We start from the raw sequence: 20,413 nt of genomic DNA on the forward strand, positions 1-20,413 counted from the left end.
CCATCCACGGGAGTTGCGGCGATCGTCTACAAAATAATTCGACGAGGGTTATTTTGTTCAATACCCCGCTCTTGATGCGCTTTACCGTGGACCCATCGCCACTCGTTCGAATAAGAAGGAATTGCAATGAGCTTGATCGTTTCCATGGCTGCGTTTGCGTTGGCCACCTCCATCACACCGGGACCTGTGAATGTGGTCGCCCTGAGTTCAGGGGCGCGCTTCGGTTTTGTGGCGAGCCAGAAACACGTGTTTGGCGCGGCGGCGGGTTTTACCTTGTTGCTGGTATTGATCGGCCTGGGCTTGCATGAAGTGCTGCTGCGCTGGCCGATCCTGACTCAGTTGATCCAGTGGGGCGGGGTGGTCTTCCTGCTGTACATGGCCTGGAAGCTGGCAGTGGACGATGGCCGGCTGGATGCCGATGGCACCGCCACCGCGCCGTCGATGCTGTATGGCGCGGTCATGCAATGGCTCAACCCCAAGGCATGGCTGGCCTGCGTCGCGGGGATGGGGCTGTTTGTGGCCGACGGTGATGCGCAGCAAGTGTGGCTGTTCGCGAGCCTCTACCTGGTGATCTGCTACCTGTCGGTGGCGTGCTGGGCCTATGCCGGGACGTTTCTGCGCCGCTACCTGGGCAATCCCCAGGGCGTGCGTGTGTTCAACCGCTCAATGGCCGCGTTGCTGGTGGCCAGTGTGGGTTATTTGCTGATGGCTTGAGCAGGTCGCGGTACTGCCCGGGCGTGGCGGCGAAGTGCAGCTTGAACGCGCGCTGGAAATGCGCCTGGTCGGCAAAGCCGGCGGCCAGGGCGACCTCGGCGATCAGCTCGCCGTTACGCAACTGGGCGCGGGCAAACTGGATACGCTGGTTCACCAGGAGCGCATGGGGCGTCAGCCCGTAATACTGCTTGAACGCGCGAATCAGGTAGGACGGCGATAACTCGGCAGCCAGGCAGATATCTTCGAGTTTCAACGCCTGGGTGCAATGGGCGCGGATGAACTCGGCGGCGCGTTCCAGCTTGTGGTTGACCTCACGTGGCGGCGTGTCGGAGGGGTTGAGGCGCTGTTGCACTTCACTGAAGTAACTCACCAGCGCACTTTGCTTTTGCAGGTGTTCAGCTTGCGTGTCCACCAGTGTGCGGTAGAGCGCCAACAGCCCGCGATACAACACGGGGTCGCACGTGTAAGGGGTGTTGAACGCTCGATAGCCCTGGTCGGTGCTGAACCCCAATTGGTATTGCAGGTCGGTCAGCCAGGGCGTATCGAGGTACAGCATCTGATAAGACCAGTGCTCGTTATCGATGGGGTTGCAGGCGTGCACATCGCCCGGGTTCATCAACACCACGGTGCCGGCGCTGATCTGGAAGGTCTGCGCGCCGTAGTGGTAATAGCTGCGCCCCAGGGTCACCGCACCGATGGAGAAGTGCTCGTGGGCGTGCCGACCGTAGGTGACCTTGCGTCCGTCGGCGATGGTGCGCGCTTCGATGAACGGCAGGCGCTCGTCGCGCCAGAACTGCGGCGCGTGCGCGGGATGCATGGGGGTGTTCGGCAGCATGGTGGCTGTTCCGTCCCTTGAGAGATCGAAGGAGGATCATTGCACAGGCTGCCACAAGTTTCAGGTGCTTAAGCGCGGCTGCTGCACGTTTGGCAAGAGAGCAAGCTCCCTTGCCACCGGTTAGCGTTCGAGCCTAGAAGTCCCACTTGGTCGCCAATTGCAGGCTACGCGGTTCGCCGTAGAAACCGGTGCCGAAGTTGCCCAGGCCCGTGTAGTACGTTTTGTCGAACAGGTTCTTCACGTTGAGCGTGGTGCTCAGGTGGTCGTTGAAGCGGTAGCGCGCCATCAGGTCCACCAGGTAGTAGCTGTCCTGGGTGATGCGCGAGTTGTGGCCGAAGTTGACCGTGTCATTCGGGTCCGGCTGGAACACATTGCCGAAGAATTCGCTCTGCCAGTTCACGCCGCCGCCGACGGTGACGTTCTCCAGGGCGCCGGGCAGGCGGTAAGTGCTGAACAGGCGCACCACTTGCTGTGGCGTGGTGGTTTGCAGCACCGAGCTGTAGACGTAGCCGTCATTGGCGTCGCGGGTGTGTTGGTAAGTGTAGCCGGCGGAGACGTTCCAGCCGTCCAGCACTTCACCCGACAACTCCGCTTCGAAGCCTTTGGTGGTGGCGCCGGCGATGGCGCGGTACACCGAGTCGGTCTCGAAGCCCGAGACGTACTCGGCAACATTGTCCTGCTCAATGCGAAACGCTGCAAAGCTGGCGTTGAGGCGGCCGTCGTAGAACGCGGCCTTGATCCCGGCTTCGTAGGTATCGCCTTCGATTGGATCAAGCAGTTTGCGGTCGGCGTCCTTGCTGGTTTGCGGGCGATAGATCTGGGTGTAGCTGGTGTACACCGACCAGGTGTCGTTGAGGTCATAGACGATGCCGGCGTACGGCGTGACCACGCCGCTCTGGTGGTAGGTGGTGCGGTTGTCGGCCTTGGTCGGGTCGTAGAAGTCGGTGGTGTCGGTGCCGCTGAACGTGCTCACGCGGGTGCCGAGGATCACCGACAAATCATCGGTGGGTTTCAGGCGCGTGGCCAGGTACGCCCCGGTCTGGCGCTGCACGATATCGTTCTGGCCGCTGCGCGGGATGTACGGCTTGGCGTATTCGCCGTGCCAGTCGAAGATACTGCCGCCCACCAGTGGGTAGATCGAGCCGTACACCGGCACGTCCTGTTTAGAGCGGGTGGCCATGAAGCCCATGATCAACTCGTGCTCGCGGCCAAACAGGCTGAACGGCCCGCTGAGGTTGACGTCCAGGGTGTTCTGCACCTGGTCGCCCTTGTACTTGCCCATGAACATGTACATGTTCTCGCCGCTGACCGGGTCCGGGTTGCCACCGCTGGCGGACGCGAGCAGGGTGTCGTGCTGGCTGCGCTTGCGGTCGAGGCTGACCTTGAGCGACCAGTCATTCGCCAGCTTCTGCTGCACTGAGGCGAAGAGCGTCTGGTTGGTGAAATCGCGGCGGCTCCAGTCGGCGGCCGGGTTGAACGAACGCGAGAAGTGGGTGCGCGAACCGTCGCTGAAATACATCGGGAAACCGGTCCAACTGGCGCCGCGTGAGCGCGTGTCCTGCTGGTCGATGCCGAAGGTCAGCAGGGTGTCGGGCGTCAAGTCGGCTTCGAGGATGCCGTAGGCGATGTCCTTGGTGTGCTGGTAGTGGTCCAGGTACGACTGGCGGTCCTGGTACACACCGACAAAACGCCCGCGCACATTGCCGGACTCGGTCAGCGGGCCGGAAAGGTCGCCTTCGGTGCGGTAGTTGTCCCAGGAACCGAAGGTCTGGGTCACCGAGGCCTTGAACGCCGCCGTGGGTTTCTTGCGGATCAGGTTGACGGTGGCCGACGGGTCGCCGGAGCCGCTCAGCAGGCCGGCCGAGCCCTTGATGATTTCCAGGTGGTCATACACCGCCATGTCGGTGCTGGTGGTGCCGTAGTCATACACGCCGTCGTAGGTGGAGTTGACGCCGTCATACTGGAAATTGGTGATCGGCAAGCCCCGGCTGGAGAACTCCCAGCGCTCGCTGTCGTAGTTCTGCACGCTGACGCCAGGGGCGCGGCGCAGGGTGTCGGCGATGTTCGTGGAGCCCTGGTCGTCCATCTGCTGGCGGGTGATCACCGTGACCGATTGCGGGGTTTCGCGCATCGACAGCGGCAGGCCGGTGGCCGACGCCATGGAACCGGTGGTGTACGAATGCGTGTCTTCGGTGGTCGCGCCCAGGCCCTGGCCGGAGATCGTGGTGGCGCCCAGCTCCAGGGCGCCGCTGTTGGCTGGAATCGGCTCCAGTACGTAGCTGTTATTGCCCTGGGCGACGGCCTGCAAGCCACTGCCTTGCAACAGGCGCTGCAAACCGCTGGCGGGGGTGTAGCTGCCATTCAGGCCGGGGCTGGTTTTACCGGCGGCGAGGTTGTTATGGCCTGCGATGAAAAGGCCGGACTGCTCGGCAAAGCTGTTCAACACACTGACCAGGGAGCCGGCGGCGATCCGGTAGTTGCGAGTGGCTTCCTGGGTGGCGGCTGATTCGGCGGCGTAGGCCGCCGGCGCGCCGAGGCAAAACAGCGACGTGGCCAGCGCCAATGGGCGCAGCGCAAAACGAGCAGGTTGCGACATGAAGGGTTCCCTTTGGATCAAATCGATCGGCGAAATAGAGCGTCTGCAGGGTTAACCGAACGAGTGTGGGAAAAGGGAACTGACATTTAGCGTTTTTTTACTTTGGCCCGACAGTGACCCACCAGGGCATCGGCCTGTCGACGCGAATCGGCAGCGCCGCTTGCAACAGGTGCAGGGCGTGATCGCTGTCGATCAGCGGGAATGAACCCATCACCGGCAGTTGCGCCACAGCCGGGTCGCAGCCCAGGTGGCCGGGGCGATAGCGGTTGAGTTCGGCGATCAATTGGCCCAGCGGGAGGTTGTCCGCCAACAGCACGCCACGGCTCCAGGCTTCACGGGCCGGGGAGACCGGTGCAGTAGGGGCGAAGCCGTCGCGCGTAAAGGACACCTGTTGGCCGGCTTCGAGGATGCGTGCCTGCGCGTCGTGCGTGGTGACCTGCACCCGCCCTTCGAAGACGTTGAGCTGGGTGTGATGCTCGCCGTGCAGCACACTGAAATGTGTCCCCAGCGCCTGCATACGCCCGTGTTCGGTGTCCACCAGGAATGGCCGGCTGGCGTCCTTGGCCGTGTCGATCAGCACTTCGCCAAAGCGCAACTGCAACAACCGTTGTAGCCCATCAAAACGCACATCCAACGCACTCAAGGCGTTCAGCCACACATGGCTGCCATCGGCCAGCAGCGCATCGCGCGTCTCGCCGCTGCCGGTGGCGTAGTCCGCACGCCAGCCGCCAACCAGTCGAGGCAGGGCGGTCGTGCGCCAGGTGCCCCAGGCCAGTGTCGAACCGGCACACAGCACCAACAGCGTCTTGAGGGTCTGGCGCCGCGAACTGCGCAACGCCCGGCTGGCGCCTTGGGGTTGTTCCATCAAGGGCGCAAAGCGTTGGCTGACCCGCTCGACATACTGCCAGGCCGCCAGGTGCTCGGGGTTCTGTGCCACCCAGGCTTGCCAACGCTGGTGCTCCTGGTTGCCGGCCGGGTCCTGCAGGCGCACGTACCAGTGCGCCGCCTGCTCCAGGCTGGCATGGCTGAGGGTGCCGGAAGTGTTCATTGCACCAGCATCCCGTCGAGTTCGGCTTCAAGGATGGCGCAGTGCAGAAGGGCCTGGGCCATGTATTTCTTGACCATGCGTTCACCCACGCCCAGGTGCTCGGCGATCTGTTTGTAAGGCTGGCCGTGCAACTGGGCGAGCAGGAAGGCTTCGCTGACTTTCTTCGGCAGGCGCGCGAGCATGGCGTCTACTTCGTAGAGGGTCTCGACGATGATTGCGCGTTGTTCCGGTGAAGGCTGGATGGCTTCCGGGCACAGGGCCAGGCTCTCCAGCCAGGCTTTTTCGAGCTGACGGCGGCGCCAGTGGTCGATGCACAAGCCACGGGCGATGGTGGCCAGGTAGGAGCGCTGGCGCAGGTGATCGGTCTCGACCGGAGGCCGGTTGAGGATACGGATAAACGTGTCGTGGGCCAGGTCGGCGGCATCCCAGCGGTCGTTCAAGCGGCGCCGTAACAGGCCGAGCAGCCAGCTGTGGTGGGTGCCGTAGAGGTGGGTGAAAGAGGTCGACACGATTTCCATCCAGCGCAAAAGGATTGGCGTAAATAAGAATTGGTCGCGATTAAAGCAAAGGGGGCGCGTGCGCGCAAATGATATTGAATGGCTGTTATGGGGGAGCGGGCTTGCCCGCGATGGCGGCGCATCAGTCGATGAATGTATAGGCTGGCCCGCCGCTAACGCAGCCGAGCCAGCTCCCGCATTTTGGGTCAGGCGGGTACTAGGAACGCGGCCTCCAGCAGCTGACGGGTGTAGGCATGCTGCGGATCGGCGAAAATCGCCTGGGCATCGCCTTGCTCCACCACCTGCCCATGTTTGACCACCATCAACTGGTGACTCAAGGCTTTGACCACGGCCAAGTCATGGCTGATAAACAGGTATGTCAGGTTGTACTTGGCCTGCAGGCTGCGTAGCAGTTCCACCACCTGGCGTTGCACCGTGCGGTCGAGGGCCGAGGTGGGTTCGTCGAGCAGGATCAGGCGTGGCTTGAGCACCAGTGCGCGGGCGATGGCGATGCGTTGGCGCTGGCCGCCGGAGAATTCGTGGGGGTAGCGGTGCCGGGATTCCGGGTCCAGGCCCACCTCCTTGAGTGCTGCGATAATCGCGACTTCCTGCTCGGCCGGTGTACCCATCTTGTGGATGCGCAGGCCTTCACCGACGATCTCGCTGACGCACATGCGCGGGCTCAGGCTGCCGAACGGGTCCTGGAACACCACCTGCATTTCCCGGCGCAGCGGGCGCACCTGCTGCTGGGTCAGCTTGTCCAGTTGCTGGCCTTCGAAGCGGATCCCGCCCTTGCTGGCGATCAACCGCAAAATCGCCAGGCCCAGGGTGGATTTGCCCGAGCCGCTTTCGCCAACGATGCCCAGGGTCTGCCCCTGGGGCAGGCTGAAGTTGATACCGTCCACCGCCTTGACGTAGTCGACGGTGTTGCGCAAAAAGCCTTTCTTGATCGGGAACCACACCTTGAGGTCATCGACTTCCAAAAGCGGCGCGCCCACCGCGTTGTTGGCGGGCCCGCCACTGGGCTCGGCCGCAAGCAGTTCCTGGGTGTAGGGATGCTGGGGCGACTGGAACAGCGTCTCGCAGTCCGCCTGTTCGACGATGCAACCCTTCTGCATCACGCACACGCGGTGGGCAATGCGCCGCACCAGGTTAAGGTCATGGCTGATCAACAGCAGCGCCATGCCCAAGCGCGCCTGCAACTCCTTGAGCAGTTCCAGGATCTTCAGTTGCACCGTCACATCCAGCGCCGTGGTCGGCTCATCGGCAATCAGCAGTTCTGGCTCATTGGCCAATGCCATGGCGATCATCACCCGCTGGCGCTGGCCGCCGGACAACTCATGGGGCAGGGCCTTGAGGCGCTTGTGCGGTTCGGGAATGCCCACCAGTTCCAGCAACTCCAGGGTGCGCTGGGTGGCGACCTTGCCGGTGAGCCCCTTGTGCAGGCCCAGCACTTCATTGATCTGCTTCTCGATGTTGTGCAGCGGGTTCAAGGAGGTCATCGGCTCCTGGAAGATCATCGCAATGCGGTTGCCGCGAATGTGGCGGATGGTTTTTTCTTTGAGTGTCAGCAGGTCCTGCCCGGCATAGTTGATGGTGCCAGAGGGGTGCCGCGCCAGCGGGTAGGGCAGCAGGCGCAGGATCGAGTGGGCCGTCACCGATTTGCCCGAACCGCTTTCGCCCACCAGCGCGATGGTTTCGCCGCGCTTGATGTCGAAGCTGACGTTGTTCACCACACGGTGGTGATGGTCGCCCGTGACAAACTCGACGGAGAGGTCGCGGATTTCGATCAGATTGTCCTGATTCATCTCATTTCCTCGGGTCGAAGGCATCGCGAGCGGACTCGCCGATAAACACCAGCAAACTCAACATGATTGCCAGCACGGCAAAGGCACTCATGCCCAGCCACGGCGCTTGCAGATTGGATTTGCCTTGGGCCACCAGTTCACCCAGCGATGGCGAGCCAGCCGGCAAACCAAAGCCGAGGAAGTCCAGGGCGGTGAGGGTGCCGATGGCGCCGGTGAGGATGAACGGCATGAAGGTCATGGTCGACACCATCGCATTCGGCAAAATGTGGCGGAACATGATCGCGCCGTTCTGCATGCCCAGGGCCCTGGCGGCGCGCACGTATTCCAGGTTGCGTCCGCGCAGGAACTCGGCGCGTACCACGTCCACCAGGCTCATCCACGAAAACAGCAGCATGATCCCCAGCAGCCACCAGAAGTTGGGCTGCACGAAACTGGCGAGGATGATCAGCAAGTACAACACCGGCAACCCGGACCATATTTCCAGGAACCGCTGCCCCGCCAGGTCGACCCAGCCGCCATAGAAGCCCTGCAAGGCCCCGGCGATCACGCCGATGATCGAGCTGAGCACTGTCAGCGTCAGGGCAAACAGCACCGACACACGGAAGCCGTAGATGACCCGCGCCAGTACGTCGCGGCCTTGGTCGTCGGTGCCCAGCAGGTTCACTGAAGAGGGCGGCGCCGGGGCGGGCACCTTGAGGTCGTAGTTGATGCTCTGGTAGCTGAACGGGATCGGCGCCCATAAGGTCCAGGCGTCCTTGGCCTTGAGCAGTTCCTGGATATACGGGCTCTTGTAGTTGGCCTCCAGCGGGAACTCGCCGCCAAAGGTGGTCTCCGGGTAGCGCTTGAGCGCCGGGAAGTACCAGCCACCGTCGTAGTGCACGGCCAGAGGCTTGTCGTTGGCGATCAGCTCGGCGCCCAGGCTCAGCACAAACAGAATCAGGAACAGCCACAGCGACCACCAGCCGCGCTTGTTGGCCTTGAACCGCTCGAACCGGCGGCGATTGAGGGGGGATAGATTCATCTCAATGCTCCCGGCTGGCAAAGTCGATGCGCGGATCGACCAGGGTGTAGGTGAGGTCGCCGATCAGTTTCACAATCAGCCCCAACAGGGTGAAGATGAACAACGTGCCGAACACCACCGGGTAGTCGCGGTTGATCGCCGCTTCAAAGCTCATCAGGCCCAGGCCGTCGAGGGAAAAGATCACCTCCACCAGCAGCGAACCGGTGAAGAAAATGCCGATAAACGCCGAAGGGAAGCCGGCGATTACCAGCAACATCGCATTGCGGAACACATGGCCGTACAGCACGCGGTGGTTGGTCAGGCCCTTGGCTTTGGCGGTGATCACGTACTGCTTGTTGATCTCGTCGAGAAAGCTGTTCTTGGTCAGCAGGGTCATGGTGGCAAAGTTGCCGATCACCAAGGCCGTGATAGGCAGCGCCAGGTGCCAGAAGTAATCGAGGACCTTGCCGCCCCAGCTCAGCTCGTCGAAGTTGTTCGACGTGAGCCCGCGCAAGGGGAACCAGTCCAGGTAACTGCCACCGGCAAACACCACGATCAACAGGATCGCAAACAGGAACGCCGGGATCGCGTAGCCGACGATGATCGCCGAACTGGTCCACACATCGAAATGGCTGCCGTGCCGCGTGGCCTTGGCGATCCCCAGGGGGATGGACACCAGGTACATGATCAGCGTGCTCCATAACCCGAGGGAGATGGACACCGGCATCTTTTCCTTGATCAGATCGATGACCTTGGCGTCACGAAAGAAGCTGTCGCCGAAATCCAGCTGGGCGTAGTTCTTGACCATGATCCACAGGCGTTCCGGCGCCGATTTGTCGAAGCCGTACATCTTCTCGATTTCCTTGATCAGCGCCGGGTCCAGGCCCTGGGCGCCTCGGTAGCTGCTGGAACCGGCCACCGACACCTCGGCACCGCCGCCGGCAATGCGGCTGGTGGCGCCTTCAAAGCCTTCGAGCTTAGCGATCATCTGTTCCACCGGGCCCCCGGGGGCGGCCTGGATGATGACGAAGTTGATCAGCAGGATCCCGAACAGCGTAGGGATGATCAGTAACAGGCGGCGAAAGATATAGGCCAGCATTTAATCGCCTCCGCTCGCCGGATCGGCGTGGGTGCTCGTGTCTAGGGGAATGGCAGGCTTGGCGTCGGGTTTGGCCCACCAGGTGGCCGTGCCGACGTCGTAGCGCGGCGGGACTTTGGGGTGGCCCAGGTGGTCCCAGTACGCGACGCGGAAGGTCTTGATGTGCCAGTTCGGGATCACGTAGTAGCCGAACTGCAACACGCGGTCCAGGGCCTTGGCATGCGCCACCAGGCTTTTGCGCGAATCGGCGTCGATCAGCTCTTCCACCAACTGGTCGATGGCCGGGTCCTTGAGGCCCATGTAGTTGCGGCTGCCAGGTTTGTCGGCGCTGGAAGACTTCCAGAACTCCCGTTGTTCATTGCCCGGCGAGGTGGACTGCGGGAAGCTGCCCACCAGCATGTCGAAGTCCCGCGAGCGAATGCGGTTGACGAACTGCGAGACGTCCACCCGGCGGATCACCAGGTCGATCCCCAGGTCAGCCAGGTTGCGCTTGAACGGCAGCAGGATGCGCTCGAACTCGGTCTGGGCCAGCAGGAACTCGATTTTCACCGGCTTGCCAGTGGTGTCGACCATCTTGTCGTCGACGATGCGCCAGCCGGCTTCCTGCAGCAGTTGGTAGGCTTCGCGTTGCTGGGTGCGGATCATGCCGCTGCCGTCGGTCTTGGCCGGTTCGAACGCCTGGGTGAAGACTTCGGGCGGGATCTTGTCGCGCAGGGGCTCGAGGATTTTCAGCTCGTCTGGACCTGGCAGGCCGGTGGCGGCCATCTCCGAGTTTTCGAAGTAACTGCGGGTGCGGGTGTAGGCACCGTTGAACAACTGCTTGTTGCTCCACTCGAAATCCAGCAACAGGCTGATGGCCTTGCGCACCCGCACGTCCTGGAACATCGGTTTGCGCATGTTGAACACGAAGCCCTGCATGCCGGTGGGGTTGCCGTTGGGGATTTCTTCCTTGATCAGGCGACCCTGGGCCACCGCCGGGATGTTGTAGGCGTTGGCCCAGTTCTTGGCGCTGAATTCCAGCCAGTAGTCGAACTGCCCGGCCTTGAGGGCTTCCAGGGACACGGTGCTGTCGCGGTAATAGTCGGTGATGCGGTTATCGAAGTTGTAGAAACCCTTGGCGACCGGCAGGTCCTTGGCCCAGTAGTCTTTGACCCGCTCGTAGCGGATCATGCGCCCGGCCTTCACCTCGGCGACCTTGTACGGCCCGCTGCCCAGCGGCACTTCAAGGTTGCCCTTGGCGAAGTCGCGGGTCGCCCACCAATGCTTGGGCAATACCGGCAGTTGGCCGAGGATCAGCGGCAATTCGCGGTTATTGGTGCGCTTGAACTTGAACAGCACCTTCAGCGGGTCCTCGGCGACCACTTCGTCGACGTCGGCGTAATAGGTGCGGTAGATCGGCGAGCCTTCCTTGATCAATTCCTGGAAGGTAAACACCACATCTTCGGCGCGGATCGGGTGGCCGTCGTGGAAGCGTGCTTCGGGGCGCAGGTAGAAGCGCACCCAACTGTTGTCCGGGGCTTTTTCGATCTTGCCGGCGACCAGGCCGTACTCGGTGATGGGTTCATCCAGGCTCTGCATGGCCAGAGTGTCGTAGATCAGGCCGAGGTTGTCGGCCGGTACGCCCTTGCTGATGTAGGGGTTGAGGCTATCGAAACCGCCCATGGCCGACTCTCGGAACGTGCCGCCCTTGGGCGCATCCGGGTTGACGTAGTCGAAATGCTTGAAGTCGGCGGGGTATTTCGGCGGCTCGTTGTAGAGCGTCAACGCATGTTGCGGGGCGGCTTGGGCCATGGTGCACAGCAGCAGGCCGCCGAGCAGGGCAGTACGCAAAGACATCATTGGGCTTTCTCCGAAGCTTTCAGCCACCATGCGCTCAGGCCCAGGCTGTAGGGCGGCGTGGTGACAAAGGCGAACCGGTTGCGGTACGCCAAGCGATGATAGTTGAGGTACCAGTTGGGAATGCTGTAGTGCTGCCACAGCAGCACCCGGTCCAGGGCACGGCCGGCGGCCAGTTGTTCCTCGCGGGTCTTGGCAGCCAGCAGGTGTTCCAGCAGGTGATCGACAACCGGGTTGGCGATGCCTGCGAAGTTCTTGCTGCCCTTGATCGCGGCCTGGCTGGAGTGGAAATACTGCCACTGCTCAAGGCCCGGGCTCAGGGTCTGGTTGAGGGTGATCAGGATCATGTCGAAGTCGAATTGATCCAGGCGTTGCTTGTACTGGGCGCGGTCGACGGTGCGCAGGCGCGCGTCGATGCCGATGCTGATCAAGTTCTCGACGTAGGGCTGCAGGATGCGCTCCAGGTTCGGGTTGACCAGCAGTATCTCGAAACGCAGCGGTTGGCCGTCCTTGTTGAGCAGGCGCTGGCCGGAAAGCTTCCAGCCGGCGTCGCTGAGCAGCGCCAGCGCACGGCGCAGGGTTTCGCGGGGGATGCCACGCCCGTCGGTTTGGGGCAGGCTGAACGGCTGGGTAAACAGGTTGGCCGGCAACTGCTCGCGGTAAGGCGAGAGCATCAGCCACTCATGGCCGGTGGGCACACCGGTCGCGGCGAATTCGCTGTTGGGGTAGTAGCTCAAGGTGCGCTTGTAGGCGCTGCTGAACAGGGTGCGGTTGGTCCATTCGAAGTCGAACATCAGCCCCAGGGCTTCACGCACCTTGGTCTGGCTGAAGGTGGGCCGCCGGGTGTTCATGAACAGGCCCTGGCTCTGGGTCGGGATCTGGTGGGCGATCTGCGCCTTGATCACGTCGCCACGGTTCACCGCGGGGAAGTTGTAGCCATTGGCCCAGTTCTTGGCCTGGTGCTCTATGTAGATATCGAACTCGCCGGCCTTGAAGGCTTCGAAGGCCACGTCGCTGTCGCGGTAGAACTCCACTTCGACCTTGTCGTAGTTATAGAAACCCTGATTGACCGGCAGGTCCTTGCCCCAGTAATCCTTGACCCGTTCGAACACCAGTTGCCGGCCAGGCGTGACCTTGCTGATGCGGTACGGCCCGCTGCCCAGTGGCGGTTCAAAAGTGGTGGCCTTGAAATCGCGGTTTTTCCAATAGTGCTGGGGCAATACCGGCAACTCGCCCAGGCGCAGGATCAGCAACGGGTTGCCGGCGCGCTTGAACACAAAGCGGATGCGGTGCCGGTTGAGGATATCCACCCGTGCCACTTCCTGCAGGTTGGTGCGGTACTGCGGGTGGCCTTCGGTCAGCAGGGTGCGATAGGAAAACGCCACGTCAGAGGCGGTGATCGGCTTGCCATCGTGAAAGCGCGCTTCCGGGCGCAGGTTGAACACCACCCAGCTGCGGTCCTCGCTGTATTCCACCGACTGGGCGATCAACCCATAGCTGGAGGTGGGTTCATCGCCGGAAGGCGCGTACAGGCCGGTGCCGACCATCAACGGCTCGTTCAGCTCATTGACGCCGTATTGCAGGAAGTTGGGCGTGGAAACCGGGCTGGAGCCCTTGAAGGTGTAGGGGTTGAGGGTGTCGAAGGTGCCAAAGGCCATGACCCGCAATGTCCCGCCTTTCGGCGCTGCAGGGTTTACCCAATCGAAGTGGGTGAATTTGGCCGGGTACTTGAGGCTGCCGAACTGTGCATAACCGTGGCTCTCGGTAATCGTCGCGTTCGCAGCAAAGCTCAAGGCCAGACTTATTAGTAGAAGGAGGGGACGCTTCAAGTCAGGGATCCGATCCAGGCGGCTTGGGCTTTATGATCGGTACAGTAACAGCTTGTTCCGGTTGGAAAAAGCCGGTCGGCTGACGGAGATTCCATGTGGCGCTGGCTTGCGTGGTGAGCGGGCTTGCTGTGGTGAGCGGGCTTGCCCCGCGCAGGGCTGCGCAGCAACCCCGTTGGCTATACGCATTGTTCCAGACAAAATGCATTGCATGGTTTTAGGGCTGCTGCGCAGCCCAGCGCGGGGCAAGCCCGCTCACCACATAGCCCGCTCACACAAACAAGCTTTGTTTGTCAGTCAGCGTGGCCCGGAAACCACCAGCATCTGCCCCGGCTTGAGCGCCTGGCCAGTACGCGGGTTCCAGCGCTTGAGATGTTGCATCTCAACGTTGAAGCGCTTGGCGACGATGTACAGCGAGTCGCCTTTCTTGACCTTGTATTGCACCGGCTTCTTGCTGTCGGCCTTGGCCACCAGCTTGCGCGTGTCCTGCATCACCAGGGTCTGGCCGACCTTGAGGGCCTGGCCGTTGAGCTTGTTCCAGCGCTGCAGGTCATGCACATCGACCTTGTTGGCCTTGGCAATCAGCGTGAGATTGTCGCCACTGCGCACCTTGTAGCTGCGGGTACGCCCGGCCACGCGCGCGGTCTCGACTTCGTCGAACACCTGCTTTTTAGGGCGCATCGCCAGCAATTCTTCCGGCTTCATCGTCGAAAGGGTGCTGGTGAGCAATTGCGCCTTGGAGCTTGGCACCAGCAAATGCTGAGGGCCGTCCAGGGTGGTGCGTTGCTTCAGGGCCGGGTTGAGCTGGAACAGTTCGTCTTCGTCGATTTCGGCCAACGCGGCAACCCGGGACAGGTCCATGCTTTGCTTGACTTCAACCACTTCGAAGTACGGTGTGTTGGCAATCGGGTTGAGGTTGACGCCATAGGCCTCGGGCGCCAGCACCACCTGGGACAGCGCCAGGAACTTGGGCACGTAGTCCTTGGTTTCCTGGGGCAGCGGCAGGTTCCAGTAGTCGGTCGGCAGGCCGAGCTTCTCGTTGCGCTCGATTGCCCGGCTCACCGTGCCTTCGCCAGCGTTGTAGGCGGCCAGGGCCAGCAGCCAGTCACCGTTGAACATGTCGTGCAGGCGGGTCAGGTAGTCGAGGGCGGCGGTGGTGGAGGCGGTGATGTCACGGCGGCCATCGTAGGCGCGGGTCTGGCGCAGGTTGAAGTAGCGCCCGGTAGAGGGAATGAATTGCCACAAGCCGACCGCATCGCTGCGCGAATAGGCCATCGGGTTGTAGGCACTTTCAATCACTGGCAGGAGTGCCAGCTCCAGGGGCATGTTGCGTTCTTCAAGGCGTTCGACGATGTAATGAATGTAGAGACTGCCGCGTTCCCCGGCATTCTCCAGAAAGGACGGGTTGCTGGCGAACCACAGGCGCTGTTGCTCGATGCGCGGGTTGACGCCTACGCCGTCCTGCAATTGAAAGCCACGTCGCATGCGTTCCCAGACGTCCTGGGGGGCCTCGGGAGTTGGCTTTTCCGACAGCCAGATGACGGGTTTCTGTTTGATCTTGGCGCTGAGGTTAGGCTTGGGTTGCACGGTGGATTGTGCGGTGAAATTGTTTGATTGGCAGCCCGCCAGTGTGGCGGACACAGCCACCGCCACAGCTTGAGCCAGGCGGGTCAATGCGTCTGAATGGTTGGATTTACGAATAGATGACGACATTGGCTGGAAGTAAGTTCCGGGCAAAAATGTCGGGCGATTCTAGAAACCCGATTGGTTCCGGTCAACCATTCAGAAATTACGTATCAGATTGCATCCCGTTAGAACTTATCTTTCCAAGCCCTCAAGCTAGCAAACACCTCGGCCCCAGAGCGGTTGTCGCGGCCATTCCGTTCGTCCGCTTTTTGTTTAACGGATGTTTCAGCGGTGCGCAAAAAAGGGTTGGTACGTTTTTCCAGGGCCAGATTGGAAGGCAGCGTGATCTCGCCACGGGCCCGAAGTTGGCGGACAGTTTCCACCCGTTCGGCGATATCGGCATTGTCCGGTTCCACCGCCTGGGCGAATTTGAGGTTACTTTGGGTGTATTCGTGGGTGCAGTACACCCGCGTGTCGGCGGGCAGGGCGGCCAGACGCTCAAGGGAGGTGTACATCTGTTCCGGCGTGCCTTCGAACAAGCGCCCGCAACCGGCGGCGAACAGGGTATCGCCACACAACAGCACGCCCGGGTGATAAAAGGCGATATGGCCCAGGGTGTGGCCGGGCACTGTATAGATGTCAAAGTCCCAGCCGAGCACGGTGATGCGGTCGTTGTCGTTGAGCGCCACGTCCCGTGCCGGGATCTTCTCGTTGGCCGGGCCATACACCTTGGCGTCGGTTGCGCCTTTGAGTTGTTCGACGCCGCCGACATGATCATGGTGGTGGTGGGTGATCAGGATGTCGCTGAGGCTCCAGCCAGGGTTCTGCTCGAGCCAGGCCAGCACGGGGGCGGCGTCGCCAGGGTCGACCACGGCGCAGCGTCGGGTGCTTGGGTCCTGTAACAACCATATGTAGTTATCGGTGAAGGCGGGCAGGGCACTGATCTGTATCATTCTTCGATTCGCCAAGCTGAACACATTGGTGCATCTTAGAACGTCTAGGCGAGTTGGAGAATGCAATGACTGATAAAGCGTTCGCCCAGGCCGATCCTGAGTGGCTGGCCTTGATCGGTGCAGCCCGCGAATGGCTGTCCGGTCCCATCGGGCAATTTCTGCTGGACGAAGAACGGCGCATGCTCGAAGACGAGTTGGGCCGTTTCTTTGGTGGCTACCTGGTGCATTACGGTCCTTCGGCCGAAACGCCGCCGTCCGCGCCGCAGGTGCAGCGCAATGTGCGCCTGGGGGCACCGTTGCCGGGGGTGGAGATTGTCTGTGAGGAGCAGGCCTGGCCGCTCAGCGAACACGCCGCTGACGTGGTGGTGTTGCAGCATGGCCTGGATTTCTGCCTGTCGCCCCACGGCTTGCTGCGCGAAGCCGCGAGCAGTGTACGGCCAGGGGGGCATTTGCTGATTGTGGGGATCAACCCCTGGAGCAGTTGGGGCCTGCGCCATGTGTTCGCCCACGACGGCCTGCGCCAAGCACGCTGTATCTCGCCGCAACGGGTGGGCGACTGGCTGAACCTGCTGGGCTTCGCGCTGGAGAAACGCCGCTTCGGGTGCTATCGTCCGCCGCTTGCGTCAACCAAGTGGCAAAGCCGCCTGGCCGGCTGGGAGCGCCGCGCAGGTGCCTGGCAATTGGGCGGTGGCGGCTTCTATCTGCTGGTGGCACGCAAGATCGTGGTTGGGCTGCGGCCGGTGCAGCAGGTGCGCCGCGAGCCGATGGGCAAGCTGGTGCCCATGCCGATGGCCAAGGTCAACCGCAAGCAAAGCGATGCATGACCCTCTTCTTGAATGAATACCGAGTGACCGATGACCGATAGCGTAGAACTCTTCACCGATGGTGCCTGCAAAGGCAATCCGGGCCCTGGCGGCTGGGGCGCGTTGCTGGTGTGCAAAGGCGTGGAGAAAGAGTTGTGGGGCGGTGAAGCCAATACCACCAACAACCGCATGGAGCTGATGGGCGCCATTCGCGGCCTCGAAGAACTCAAGCGCCGCTGCAACGTGCTGCTGGTGACCGACTCGCAATACGTGATGAAGGGCATCAACGAGTGGATGGTCAACTGGAAGAAGCGCGGCTGGAAGACCGCCGCCAAGGAGCCGGTGAAAAATGCCGACCTGTGGCAACTGCTCGATGAACAATGCAATCGCCACGACATCACCTGGAAATGGGTACGCGGCCACATCGGCCACCCCGGCAACGAACGCGCCGACCAGTTGGCCAACCGAGGCGTGGACGAAGTGCGCGGCTACAAGCAGAGCTGATGGCGACTCACGTGTTAATATCGCGCGCCTTGATTTACACCACACCGCACACCACACCGTTGAGAGCTGAACCCTGATGGCCATCCGATCTGTTGTACTCGATACCGAAACCACCGGCATGCCGGTGACCGACGGCCACCGGATCATTGAAATCGGCTGTGTCGAACTGATGGGTCGTCGTCTCACCGGTCGTCACTTCCACGTCTACCTGCAACCGGACCGCGACAGTGACGAGGGCGCGATCGGCGTCCACGGTATCACTGACGAATTCCTCAAGGGCAAGCCGCGTTTTGCCGAAGTCGCCGATGAGTTCTTCGAATTCATCAACGGCGCCCAGTTGATCATCCATAACGCGGCGTTCGACGTCGGCTTCATCAACAACGAATTTGCCCTGATGGGGCAAACCGATCGCGCAGACATTTCCCAGCACTGCTCGATCCTCGACACCTTGATGATGGCCCGTGAGCGTCACCCGGGCCAGCGCAACAGCCTGGATGCCTTGTGCAAACGTTATGGCGTCGACAACTCCGGCCGTGAACTCCACGGCGCCTTGCTCGACTCCGAGATTCTCGCCGACGTCTACCTGACCATGACCGGCGGGCAGACCAGCCTGTCCCTGGCGGGTAATGCCAGCGATGGCAGCGGCTCGGCGGAAGGCTCGGGTAACCGACCTTCGGAAATCCGCCGCCTGCCGGCTGATCGCAAGCCCACGCCGATTATTCGCGCCAGTGAGCAGGACCTGGCCGAGCACCTGGCACGGCTGGAAGCGATCGCCAAGTCGGCGGGTGCGCCGGCGCTGTGGACCCAACTGACCCAGCAATAACCCATCCTCCCTGTAGGAGCCGACTTGCCGACGATGAAGCCCTTGAACCTTGCGATAGGTTCGGGGCCGCCATCGCCGGCAAGCCGGCGCCTACAGAGGGTGTGTTGCCTGTTCGAAATCTTCATTCGCCACATCCGCTTCCAGCTTCTACCCTTGAGTGCATAGCCCTCAGGACTACAAGCGCTGATGTATAAAGACCTGAAGTTCCCCGTCCTTATAGTGCACCGCGACATCAAGGCCGACACCGTTGCCGGTGACCGGGTCCGAGGCATCGCCCGAGAGTTGGAGCAAGAGGGCTTCAGTATCTTTTCCGCAGTGGACTACGCCGAAGGCAGGCTGGTGGCTTCTACCCATCACGGCCTGGCGTGCATGCTGATCGCCGCCGAAGGCGCCGGCGAGAATACCCATCTGTTGCAGAATATGGTCGAGTTGATCCGGCTTGCGCGGCTGCGGGCGCCCAATTTGCCGATCTTCGCGCTGGGCGAGCAAGTCACCCTGGAGAATGCGCCGGCGGACGCCATGAGCGAGCTCAACCAACTGCGCGGGATCCTTTACCTGTTCGAAGACACCGTGCCGTTTCTGGCCCGGCAAGTCGCTCGCGCGGCCCGTACTTACCTGGATGGCCTGTTGCCGCCGTTCTTCAAGGCGCTGGTGCAGCACACCGCGGATTCGAATTACTCCTGGCACACCCCCGGCCATGGTGGCGGCGTGGCCTACCGCAAGAGCCCGGTAGGGCAGGCGTTCCATCAGTTCTTCGGTGAAAACACCCTGCGTTCGGACTTGTCGGTGTCGGTGCCCGAGCTGGGTTCGTTGCTCGACCACACCGGGCCGCTGGCCGAAGCTGAGGCCCGCGCGGCGCGCAACTTTGGCGCTGACCACACTTTCTTCGTCATCAATGGCACCTCCACCGCGAACAAAATCGTGTGGCATTCCATGGTCGGGCGCGATGACCTGGTGCTGGTGGACCGCAACTGTCACAAGTCGGTGCTGCACTCGATCATCATGACTGGCGCCATTCCGTTGTACCTGTGCCCGGAACGCAACGAGCTGGGGATCATCGGCCCGATTCCCCTGAGCGAATTCAGCCCTGACGCGATCCGCGCCAAGATCGACGCCAGCCCGCTGACCCGTGGTCGTCCGCCCAAGGTGAAGATGGCGGTGGTCACCAACTCCACCTATGACGGCCTGTGCTACAACGCCGAGTTGATCAAGCAGCAGTTGGGCAATAGCGTTGAGGTCCTGCACTTTGACGAAGCCTGGTACGCCTACGCGGCGTTTCATGAGTTCTTCGCCGGCCGCTATGGCATGGGCACTTCGCGCACGCCGGACAGCCCGCTGGTGTTCACCACCCACTCTACCCACAAGCTGTTGGCGGCGTTCAGCCAGGCCTCGATGATCCATGTGCAGGACGGCGGCGCGCGCCAACTGGACCGTGACCGCTTCAACGAAGCGTTCATGATGCATATTTCGACGTCGCCGCAATACAGCATCATTGCCTCGCTGGATGTGGCCTCGGCGATGATGGAAGGCCCGGCCGGGCGCTCGCTGTTGCAGGAAATGTTCGACGAGGCCCTGAGCTTCCGCCGTGCCCTGGCCAACCTGCGCCAGCACATCGCCGCCGAGGATTGGTGGTTTTCCATCTGGCAGCCGCCGTCGGTGGCGGGTATCGACCGGGTTGTCACCGCCGATTGGCTGTTGCACCCGCAGGACGACTGGCATGGCTTTGGTGATGTCGCCGAGGACTACGTGCTGCTGGACCCGATCAAGGTGACACTGGTGATGCCCGGTCTCAACGCGGGCGGGGCCCTGAGTGATTGCGGGATTCCGGCGGCGGTGGTCAGCAAGTTCCTTTGGGAGCGTGGCCTGGTGGTGGAAAAGACTGGGCTGTACTCCTTCCTCGTACTGTTCTCCATGGGCATTACCAAAGGTAAATGGAGTACCTTGCTCACGGAGTTGCTGGAGTTCAAGCGCAGCTACGACGCCAATGTCAGCCTGGCCAGTTGCCTGCCATCGGTGTTTGCCCAGGGCCCGACGCGCTATCAAGGCCTGGGCCTGCGCGACCTGTGCGATCAATTGCATAGCTGTTACCGTAGCAACGCCACCGCCAAGCACCTCAAACGGATGTACACCGTTTTGCCGGAAATCGCGATGAAACCCGCCGACGCCTACGATCAGTTGGTCAGGGGTGAAGTGGAGGCGGTCTCCATCGACGCCTTGCCAGGGCGCATCGCAGCCGTGATGCTGGTGCCTTATCCGCCGGGCATTCCACTGATCATGCCGGGCGAACGCTTTACCGAGTCGACACGCTCGATCATCGATTACCTGGCCTTCGCCAGGACCTTCGATAGCAGTTTTCCCGGTTTTGTCGCCGATGTTCATGGGTTGCAACACGAAGATGACGGCAGTGGTCGTTGTTACACTGTCGATTGCATCAAGGGTTAAGGA

At 61.8% G+C, this 20,413-nt stretch carries 16 protein-coding genes; 5 read left to right on the forward strand and 11 right to left on the reverse strand.

Annotated features, from left to right (window positions below):
• Positions 1 to 126: 126 nt before the first annotated feature.
• Positions 127 to 714, forward strand: coding sequence for a LysE family translocator (locus KHP07_RS17460; protein WP_078048075.1), 588 nt, complete (start codon positions 127 to 129; stop codon positions 712 to 714).
• Here the strand turns inward: KHP07_RS17460 and KHP07_RS17465 are convergent.
• The 11 genes from KHP07_RS17465 to gloB form a co-directional block, all read right to left on the reverse strand.
• Positions 656 to 1,549, reverse strand: coding sequence for an AraC family transcriptional regulator (locus KHP07_RS17465; RefSeq protein ID WP_250883606.1), 894 nt, complete (start codon positions 1,547 to 1,549; stop codon positions 656 to 658). The genes KHP07_RS17460 and KHP07_RS17465 overlap by 59 nt on opposite strands.
• A 133-nt stretch (positions 1,550 to 1,682) precedes the next feature.
• Positions 1,683 to 4,145, reverse strand: a complete 2,463-nt coding sequence (locus KHP07_RS17470; protein ID WP_214497617.1) for a TonB-dependent siderophore receptor — start codon at positions 4,143 to 4,145, stop codon at positions 1,683 to 1,685.
• A gap of 97 nt (positions 4,146 to 4,242) precedes the next feature.
• Entirely contained in the window at positions 4,243 to 5,193 is a 951-nt protein-coding gene (locus KHP07_RS17475; protein ID WP_214497618.1) for a FecR domain-containing protein, read from the reverse strand.
• Positions 5,190 to 5,711: a sigma-70 family RNA polymerase sigma factor gene (locus KHP07_RS17480; RefSeq protein WP_078048079.1), complete on the reverse strand. Its 522-nt coding sequence runs from the start codon at positions 5,709 to 5,711 to the stop codon at positions 5,190 to 5,192. The genes KHP07_RS17475 and KHP07_RS17480 overlap by 4 nt, the downstream gene beginning before the upstream one ends.
• Before the next feature lie 185 nt (positions 5,712 to 5,896).
• On the reverse strand, positions 5,897 to 7,498 hold the full coding sequence (locus KHP07_RS17485) for an ABC transporter ATP-binding protein (RefSeq protein WP_214497619.1): 1,602 nt from the start codon (positions 7,496 to 7,498) through the stop codon (positions 5,897 to 5,899).
• A 1-nt stretch (position 7,499) separates the two neighbouring features.
• Positions 7,500 to 8,519, reverse strand: coding sequence for an ABC transporter permease (locus tag KHP07_RS17490; RefSeq protein ID WP_012723835.1), 1,020 nt, complete (start codon positions 8,517 to 8,519; stop codon positions 7,500 to 7,502).
• A 1-nt stretch (position 8,520) separates the two neighbouring features.
• Positions 8,521 to 9,597: a microcin C ABC transporter permease YejB gene (locus KHP07_RS17495; protein ID WP_078048081.1), complete on the reverse strand. Its 1,077-nt coding sequence runs from the start codon at positions 9,595 to 9,597 to the stop codon at positions 8,521 to 8,523.
• Entirely contained in the window at positions 9,598 to 11,436 is a 1,839-nt protein-coding gene (locus KHP07_RS17500) for an extracellular solute-binding protein (protein WP_214497620.1), read from the reverse strand. It abuts the gene before it with no gap.
• Complete coding sequence (locus KHP07_RS17505) at positions 11,433 to 13,262, reverse strand: extracellular solute-binding protein (RefSeq protein WP_214497621.1); 1,830 nt, start codon at positions 13,260 to 13,262, stop codon at positions 11,433 to 11,435. Before KHP07_RS17505 ends, KHP07_RS17500 begins: the two co-directional genes overlap by 4 nt.
• A 294-nt stretch (positions 13,263 to 13,556) precedes the next feature.
• The gene (locus KHP07_RS17510) at positions 13,557 to 14,972 is read right to left on the reverse strand and encodes a lytic transglycosylase domain-containing protein (RefSeq protein ID WP_078048084.1); all 1,416 of its coding nucleotides are present in this window, start codon (positions 14,970 to 14,972) and stop codon (positions 13,557 to 13,559) included.
• Between the two features lie 98 nt (positions 14,973 to 15,070).
• Positions 15,071 to 15,838 carry a hydroxyacylglutathione hydrolase gene (gene gloB / locus KHP07_RS17515; protein ID WP_214497622.1) on the reverse strand — a complete coding sequence of 256 codons (768 nt, stop codon included), beginning with the start codon at positions 15,836 to 15,838 and terminating at the stop codon, positions 15,071 to 15,073.
• Positions 15,839 to 15,903: 65 nt separating this feature from the next.
• Here gloB and KHP07_RS17520 point away from each other — a divergent pair, with 65 nt between their 5' ends.
• The 4 genes from KHP07_RS17520 (at position 15,904) to KHP07_RS17535 (ending at position 20,410) form a co-directional block, all read left to right on the forward strand.
• Positions 15,904 to 16,662, forward strand: a complete 759-nt coding sequence (locus KHP07_RS17520; protein ID WP_078048086.1) for a class I SAM-dependent methyltransferase — start codon at positions 15,904 to 15,906, stop codon at positions 16,660 to 16,662.
• A 30-nt stretch (positions 16,663 to 16,692) separates the two neighbouring features.
• The gene (rnhA, locus tag KHP07_RS17525) at positions 16,693 to 17,145 is read left to right on the forward strand and encodes a ribonuclease HI (protein ID WP_003173571.1); all 453 of its coding nucleotides are present in this window, start codon (positions 16,693 to 16,695) and stop codon (positions 17,143 to 17,145) included.
• Positions 17,146 to 17,227: 82 nt separating this feature from the next.
• A complete protein-coding gene (dnaQ, locus tag KHP07_RS17530; protein WP_177409512.1) occupies positions 17,228 to 17,968 on the forward strand; it encodes a DNA polymerase III subunit epsilon in 741 nt (246 codons plus the stop codon).
• Positions 17,969 to 18,154: 186 nt separating this feature from the next.
• A complete protein-coding gene (locus tag KHP07_RS17535) occupies positions 18,155 to 20,410 on the forward strand; it encodes an Orn/Lys/Arg family decarboxylase (protein ID WP_078048088.1) in 2,256 nt (751 codons plus the stop codon).
• Positions 20,411 to 20,413 lie beyond the last annotated feature (3 nt).

It is taken from the genome of Pseudomonas sp. VS40 (assembly GCF_018587885.1).
Classification (GTDB): domain Bacteria; phylum Pseudomonadota; class Gammaproteobacteria; order Pseudomonadales; family Pseudomonadaceae; genus Aquipseudomonas; species Aquipseudomonas pergaminensis.

What these genes read in the sequence shown, in the direction of transcription:
- KHP07_RS17470 (WP_214497617.1), bottom strand. Translation starts at nt 4,145, where the DNA reads ATGTCGCAACCTGCTCGTTTTGCGCTGCGCCCATTGGCGCTGGCCACG.
- KHP07_RS17480 (WP_078048079.1), bottom strand. Translation starts at nt 5,711, where the DNA reads ATGGAAATCGTGTCGACCTCTTTCACCCACCTCTACGGCACCCACCAC.
- rnhA (WP_003173571.1), top strand. Translation starts at nt 16,693, where the DNA reads ATGACCGATAGCGTAGAACTCTTCACCGATGGTGCCTGCAAAGGCAAT.
- KHP07_RS17485 (WP_214497619.1), bottom strand. Translation starts at nt 7,498, where the DNA reads ATGAATCAGGACAATCTGATCGAAATCCGCGACCTCTCCGTCGAGTTT.
- KHP07_RS17500 (WP_214497620.1), bottom strand. Translation starts at nt 11,436, where the DNA reads ATGATGTCTTTGCGTACTGCCCTGCTCGGCGGCCTGCTGCTGTGCACC.
- KHP07_RS17495 (WP_078048081.1), bottom strand. Translation starts at nt 9,597, where the DNA reads ATGCTGGCCTATATCTTTCGCCGCCTGTTACTGATCATCCCTACGCTG.
- KHP07_RS17475 (WP_214497618.1), bottom strand. Translation starts at nt 5,193, where the DNA reads ATGAACACTTCCGGCACCCTCAGCCATGCCAGCCTGGAGCAGGCGGCG.
- KHP07_RS17465 (WP_250883606.1), bottom strand. Translation starts at nt 1,549, where the DNA reads ATGCTGCCGAACACCCCCATGCATCCCGCGCACGCGCCGCAGTTCTGG.
- KHP07_RS17460 (WP_078048075.1), top strand. Translation starts at nt 127, where the DNA reads ATGAGCTTGATCGTTTCCATGGCTGCGTTTGCGTTGGCCACCTCCATC.
- KHP07_RS17510 (WP_078048084.1), bottom strand. Translation starts at nt 14,972, where the DNA reads ATGTCGTCATCTATTCGTAAATCCAACCATTCAGACGCATTGACCCGC.
- KHP07_RS17520 (WP_078048086.1), top strand. Translation starts at nt 15,904, where the DNA reads ATGACTGATAAAGCGTTCGCCCAGGCCGATCCTGAGTGGCTGGCCTTG.
- KHP07_RS17535 (WP_078048088.1), top strand. Translation starts at nt 18,155, where the DNA reads ATGTATAAAGACCTGAAGTTCCCCGTCCTTATAGTGCACCGCGACATC.
- gloB (WP_214497622.1), bottom strand. Translation starts at nt 15,838, where the DNA reads ATGATACAGATCAGTGCCCTGCCCGCCTTCACCGATAACTACATATGG.
- KHP07_RS17490 (WP_012723835.1), bottom strand. Translation starts at nt 8,519, where the DNA reads ATGAATCTATCCCCCCTCAATCGCCGCCGGTTCGAGCGGTTCAAGGCC.